The 5,740-nt window shown below is 46.5% G+C and carries 6 protein-coding genes; all 6 read right to left on the reverse strand.

Annotation, left to right across the window (positions count from 1 at the left end; all coding sequences use genetic code 11):
- Window positions 1-364 precede the first annotated feature (364 nt).
- Window positions 365-883 carry a calcium-binding protein gene (locus QUA00_RS37025; protein ID WP_445305785.1) on the reverse strand — a complete coding sequence of 173 codons (519 nt, stop codon included), beginning with the start codon at window positions 881-883 and terminating at the stop codon, window positions 365-367.
- Between the two features lie 154 nt (window positions 884-1,037).
- The gene (locus tag QUA00_RS36025; protein WP_333413347.1) at window positions 1,038-1,586 is read right to left on the reverse strand and encodes a DUF4347 domain-containing protein; all 549 of its coding nucleotides are present in this window, start codon (window positions 1,584-1,586) and stop codon (window positions 1,038-1,040) included.
- 281 nt (window positions 1,587-1,867) lie between these two features.
- Window positions 1,868-2,278 (reverse strand): hypothetical protein, encoded by a 411-nt coding sequence (locus QUA00_RS36030; protein ID WP_333413349.1) that lies wholly within the window; start codon window positions 2,276-2,278, stop codon window positions 1,868-1,870.
- Window positions 2,279-2,834: 556 nt separating this feature from the next.
- Window positions 2,835-4,022: a sigma-70 family RNA polymerase sigma factor gene (locus tag QUA00_RS36035; protein WP_333413351.1), complete on the reverse strand. Its 1,188-nt coding sequence runs from the start codon at window positions 4,020-4,022 to the stop codon at window positions 2,835-2,837.
- A 379-nt stretch (window positions 4,023-4,401) separates the two neighbouring features.
- Window positions 4,402-5,178, reverse strand: coding sequence for a DUF1350 family protein (locus tag QUA00_RS36040; protein ID WP_333413353.1), 777 nt, complete (start codon window positions 5,176-5,178; stop codon window positions 4,402-4,404).
- Window positions 5,179-5,330: 152 nt separating this feature from the next.
- Window positions 5,331-5,537 (reverse strand): hypothetical protein, encoded by a 207-nt coding sequence (locus QUA00_RS36045; protein ID WP_333413355.1) that lies wholly within the window; start codon window positions 5,535-5,537, stop codon window positions 5,331-5,333.
- Window positions 5,538-5,740 lie beyond the last annotated feature (203 nt).

Consider the following 5,740-nt stretch of genomic DNA (forward strand, 5'->3'; position numbering starts at 1 on the left):
TACTCCCCAACAATCAGGGGGAGTAGGGGGTATGCGAGGGGGATCGAGATATGTGCAACTTCACATTAAATTGGTATAAATCATTGGTACAAATAAATATGTAGGGGTAGTGCTACCCCTACTCCCCGTGCCTACGCCCCACGGATCGGGGCAACCACGGGGGGTTTGCCCCTACAAGAATTACAGAATTTATTTAGGTTCGCTATAGATGCAATAAAAAAATATTTATTGGGATGAATATTTTGAATGTTTAATAATTATAAGATCAGAATCAAGGGTGCGCTAACGGAAGTTAACGCACCTGATAATTTCAGAATTTAGACAATTAGACAACTACGCTAGCGCTATAGTTAGCCAAATCCCCCTAAATTGGGATAAAATTATCCTTCCCAATTAAGGCAGAATTTGTGTTAACTAAAGAAGCGAGGGTTTCTCCGGTTGATGCAATTTTAATTAAGGTGGAACTACCACTTTGGGCAATCTGTAAATCGCCGAAAGTTAAACCTCCATTTAATCGGATTCTGTCTTGGCCACCTTGGAAGCCATAGATCAGATCCTGACCCATTCCTGGTGCAAGGACAAAGGTATCAAATCCTGCATCCCCGTAGAGCCGATCGCTCCCTGCACCGCCATTGAGGAGATCGTCACCATCACCCCCATAGAGGATGTCATCACCGTCACAACCGAGGAGTTGGTCGTTACCGGCATCACCGTAAAGGCGATCGCTGCCATTGCCTCCCCGCAACAAATCGTTATCATTGCCACCATAGACAATATCGTTGCCGCCACCGCCATTGATGGTATCGTTTCCGGCGTTACCATAGAGAATATCGCTCCCTGCTAAACCGTCGATTTGGTCATCAGCCGCAGTACCCCGCAGAATGTCGTTATTGGGTGTACCCTAGATAGACTCGTGGATAAACTCGATCGCCATGAAATACTTTCTCCTGAAAAATAGTGAATTTGCGTCAAAGTAGCGAAGAGATAATTTACCTCCATACACACCTGAAAACTTGGCGCTGAAAGAGTTACAGAGGTCAGCGTGCAAAAAAGTCGCAGAAGTTGCCGCCGTGGCCGCCAATTGCCGAATTGTTACGGAAGCTAATACCGTTCGTCCTCACCACACCGCTATTGAGCAACTGAGAACCACCGAGTCCTGCGGCACTGCCAATGGGTAGGGCAGAGGTAGCGATTTGAGCGCCTGTTAGTTTGTGGAGTCGTGCGATGAACTCTTCGCCAGCATCTCCGGCTGCAACCTTACAGCCATAGAAGACGAGGCTGGCAACATCCCACTGTTGCAGTTGAGTCGCGTAGCCGTTGAGGGTATCTAAACTCAGTTGGCTATTTCCCAGATACAAGCAACCTGGGGAACCGTGGGAAATAATATGAACGGCATCGGTATTTGGACGGTGTTGTAAAACCAGGCTAATTTGCTCGATGCCATCGGCCGTCCCATCTAGGACAAAGACTTCAGTAGTGGAAATGACATCCTCAATGAGTAGATCGGCGTTTTCTACTCCAGCATCGATAAAAACAATTCTGGTGGCTGGATTGATAGTTTTTGAAGTATTTAGCATTGGTTTCATCGGGGGAATGTCCTGTTATTCATCAGAAGGTATTGCGGATAAAAGCACCCTATTAATAAGGATCTCGGCTGACTAACTGGCTGGAGGGCCGCTGAGATCCCGATCGGATATCTGAAACGAGATCAAATTGATTGATGGGCGAGGTTAGCTAGCCTGCTAACCTTTCATAACCGTTCTAGTAAGTAGTAGGACACAATTAATTACATAAAACTCTGAGCTACAAGCCTTGTCTAGTAAAGAATCAGCAAAGAATCAGTGTGTAATTAATTCTGTCCAATTACTTAGGGAGCCTTAACAACAGAATTGCCAGTAACGGTACCAAGCTGCACGGTGACAGTTCCAGCACTAAAGGTATTCTCTTGTTTGGTAGTTCTTGTGGCGTCAACAACGGGCGTAACGGTGAAACCACTCGCGGTGCCGACAGTCCCAAAAGTCTGTGTCCCTGCACTACCCAGAGCCCAAGCTGAGTTCAGTAGACCACCCGCAACACCAGTAGCATAGTTGAAAGCAGCAGCAGAAGCGTTTTCTTTACCCACAGCCGCCGAGACAGCCACACCTGTAACCAATGAGTTCGCGCCAACGGTGAAAGCCGCAGAACCTGCTATACCACCTTCACCGGCACGGGCTACGGTAGCGAAACCAAAAGCATTGAGAATAACGAGACCACTAACGAAAGCAATACGACGAATCATAATTTTTCAACTCCAGGGTTGGTTTTTTGTGTTCTATTAGTTAGACGTTTCCCGAAGGCGATTTGTGAATTTTTCAGTCTTTAGATAGATGACATATTTGATTTGTGGGGTAATGAAGCGGAGAGAGGGAGGATTTGACAAATTCTTGCTACGCAGTCGATCTCTCAATACGGTTCAGTTAAGCTCGATCCCCCCTAACCCCCCTTAAAAAGGGGGGGGACAAGAACTTACTCAAAGTCCCCGCAACGATTCGGGGGATTTAAGGGGATCTCCGAGCAATAAATAGTTTTAACCCAAGCGTATTGGTCTATCTCTTCCTGAAAATCTAGATTGACGAAACCAGGGATGCCGAATTTTTCCATGCCAAATTCGGCCTAGCGCCATATCGCGCCAGTCATAGAGAAAGCGAGAATATAGGGGATTGCAGCTCGCGGCAGCATTAATGCCCAATACGCTTGGGTTAAAGAAAATGTTGGGCGGATTGAAACGGAGGGTTCGTTCCACGGGCCCAACCTACGCACTACTGATTTAAAGCGATTTTCTGCCTGCCTATTTTTCAGATGGAAGAAAGCCAGCCGCCACTGTCTGCCCACATCCTCCTGTACAGTGGAAAAAGCGATACAGCAGACGCACCGTTGCGCGATATGCCTCCTGCACCCTGGGGCGATCGCATTTCTGGCGATCGAACATCGGTCAAGTATTGGTTTTCTCTGTTGAGAAACTGGGAATACAGCGGATTGCAGTCGCTGATGGTACAACAGCCCTGTGCGGGCAGCATTAATGATGCCTGTACACCAAGAGCTTTTTGGCTTTCCCCAGACTCAGAAAGTAATCCGCTGTAGGGGTTAGGGGCGATCGCTTTTTCGCTGTCATCCCCCAGACTATTAGCCAATATCCGTAGGGGCGAATAATCCTTCGCGCCTAGATGCAAAACACACACCGCCGCTTCTTGCTGTTCCTCACCGACAACAATTTCTCTTTCTGTGCTCTCCCCATCAGATTGAGCATTCACTAAAACCGATTCTTGAATTTCCCCACCGGCAACAATTTCTCTTTCTTCAATCTCCTCTGTTACCGTTTTTTTTTCAACAATATTCTGAGACTTTTTCCCTTTTGCAGATTGAGGAGAAACCCTCGACTTAGGATTAGACAAATCCGCGTCAGTCCCCTCTTCACCGAAATTTTCATTGAACCGCTGACGCAAAATTGCCCGCGCCTGGGAAATCCGCTTGCGGACGTTATCGTAAGATATACCAAGCTGTTCTGCAATATCTGGATAAGATAGCCCTGATTCAAAATGGAGAAGAAAAGTCTCGCGCAATCTATCGGGCAACTCATCTATTGCCTCGCGAAAAAATAATTCGACTTCACCCCGCATAGCAGCGCGAACTGGTGTTTCTTCTTGGCTGATTAATTCGGTTTCGTTTCCTAAAGCAATGGTGTCTAAACTGTCAACTCCTACTGCACCCCTGTTGCGCTCTCGATGGATATCGGCGCACAGGTTATAAGTCAGTTTGGTTAACCAAGCCTTAAAGTTTTTGATATCATCCGTACCATCTCTTGCTTTCTCCCAAGCTTTCAGCATCGCGCGACTGAGGGCATCTTCGGCATCGGTTGGGTTGCCCATCCACTTGCGACAGCAACGGTAAAGGTAATCTTGATTATCCTGCCATAATTTCCAAAAAGCTGAATCTATATCTGGAGTGCATGAGGAAGGGACTGATGCAGAACTAGAAATTAACATCTGTGGGTGCCGAAACTCTAAGTGGACAAACAACTGGCGATTAATTTAGGCCGTAATTTACCTAGCCTCAGATGCACCTATCACCATGTTGACTCACCACTCAGGCTCATGTCAGTCGGAAAAGTCGGATCTTTTAAGTCGGAAAAGTCGGAAAAGTAGGATCATCGCGGCTATGAGTGCATAGCTGAGACATCCCTTGGCAGTTTTAGGACTTACGCAAACGGCTTTTTAACACTATTGGTAGTGTAAGGTGCGCCATAAGCACCCTACAGATAGAGTTTATGCGTAATTCCTAAGTAGTGTGTGCGCCATAAGCACCCTACAGATAGAGTTTATGCGTAATTTTTCAATTTAATGTCACCAAGCTAAAATCTGAACTTTAAGATTTAAAATCCTTGGACAGAGGATTAAGCCACAGCAGAATTGTCCGTTTTAATTGATTTAATTCTCGATACACTTCTTGTTTGACCCACTGCCCGATCGCGTCGAAGGGCGTAAAAATTTGACCCACAGGCCAGCTAACATCTTGCCCCAAGGGTGTTTGATGGTTCCCCGCCAGAGTCTGAACTGTAATCATGTCGGGAAATCGTGCTTTTAGCAGTTTGGTCAACAGCAGGGTTTGGTCGATGTTGTCGCCGTTAAATTTGACTAAAAGATTGCGCCGGATTTGATAGCTATCTTGGACGAGGCGATTGGTGTCTTGCGGGGACGGGGTAAACTCAACGTTAAAGACGGGGGAAATTTGCTCGACGATCGGGATTGCTTCGGATGCTGCATAATTGTTGAAAGAGATCAGGATATTGCCTGCCCTTTCTATGTCAAATACAGAACCGATCAGCAAGTGCAGTTTGCATCCCATGCTGTGTCCCATGCCGTAAACGGGGAGATAGGAAGATTTGAGCAATTTAGTGGCCCGCAGGCGATCGAGGGCATTTTCAAATTTGTTGAGGACATCGCGGGCGATCGCAATATGATCCAAAGTATTGACAAACGGCGTTGCGACTACAACATATCCTTGATTCCCCAAAGCCTCTAACAGCCAGCGATAGGTGAGTTGCGGTGCTGTCGCCACAAATGCACCGCCGAGAAAATGTACGATCGCGATCGGTCTTGAAGGAATTAATACCCAATTGCCCGAAATTTCTTGCCAGTCCATAAATTCAATCTAATTCCAAATAAAAAGGCGATCGTCCTCTGAAGGTAGAAGGTCGAATGTTTTATAAATTTTTGCTTTTATTTTCTGCATCAAAAAGGGGTTTGCTACCCATTTTTTAATTCCAAAAACTTTCCTTTTTACTTATACATTATTTATTCTAACTGTTGTGGGGGCAAATAGCACGGCTGGCGATCGCTGCTATTTTCGCCCTGTATAGGGTTGAAGCTGGCGGCCGAATAACTCAAGGCTGACATCCGATCGCGACTTTCATAAATTTTTATATGGTCTCTCATCGCACGGCTGCAAGCGGCTGTAGCTGGTAGTGCGGGTAATTGACGCGACAGAATATTAACAATCAAATACGGCTCAAAACCCCAATATCGCGTATTAATCAGCCCCAGGGCTATCAACTTTGATTCGGCTGTATTGGCAGCACCTCATTTCTTGACTCAACCCGCATACAGCAGTTCTCAATCTTGGTGAGGTATGCCCTATGCCCTATGCCCTATGCCCTATGCCCTATGCCCTATGCCCTATGCCCTATGCCCTATGCCCTATGCCC

This window comes from Microcoleus sp. T2B6, assembly GCF_036700475.1.
In the GTDB taxonomy this organism is placed as follows: domain Bacteria; phylum Cyanobacteriota; class Cyanobacteriia; order Cyanobacteriales; family Microcoleaceae; genus Microcoleus.

Excerpts from the sequence above, each read along its gene's own strand:
- QUA00_RS36035 (WP_333413351.1), bottom strand. The coding sequence starts at position 4,022 with ATGTTAATTTCTAGTTCTGCATCAGTCCCTTCCTCATGCACTCCAGAT.
- QUA00_RS36030 (WP_333413349.1), bottom strand. The coding sequence starts at position 2,278 with ATGATTCGTCGTATTGCTTTCGTTAGTGGTCTCGTTATTCTCAATGCT.
- QUA00_RS36040 (WP_333413353.1), bottom strand. The coding sequence starts at position 5,178 with ATGGACTGGCAAGAAATTTCGGGCAATTGGGTATTAATTCCTTCAAGA.
- QUA00_RS36025 (WP_333413347.1), bottom strand. The coding sequence starts at position 1,586 with ATGAAACCAATGCTAAATACTTCAAAAACTATCAATCCAGCCACCAGA.